The sequence below is a fragment of the Mycobacterium sp. KBS0706 genome, assembly GCF_005938675.2.
Lineage (GTDB): Bacteria > Pseudomonadota > Alphaproteobacteria > DSM-16000 > Inquilinaceae > Inquilinus.
On sequence record NZ_VCCH02000417.1, the window covers coordinates 1 to 289 of the forward strand.

Genomic DNA, 289 nt, shown 5'->3' on the forward strand with positions numbered 1-289 from the left:
GGGCGCCGACTACACCTTCGACTGCACCGGCAACACCAAGGTGATGCGGGCGGCGCTGGAGGCCTCGCACCGGGGCTGGGGCCAGAGCATCGTGATCGGCGTGGCCGGGGCGGGGCAGGAGATCTCGACCCGTCCGTTCCAGCTGGTGACCGGCCGGGTGTGGAAGGGCACGGCCTTCGGCGGGGCGCGGGGCCGGACCGACGTGCCGAAGATCGTCGACTGGTACATGTCGGGGAAGATCGAGATCGACCCGATGATCACGCACAAGCTGCCCTTGGAGCGGATCAAT

1 protein-coding gene is annotated in these 289 nt (G+C 68.9%); it reads left to right on the forward strand.

Going from position 1 to position 289, the window contains the following annotated elements:
* Positions 1-289, forward strand: a 289-nt coding sequence (locus FFK22_RS42530) for a zinc-binding dehydrogenase (RefSeq protein WP_373683785.1), incomplete at both ends; no start/stop codon positions are given.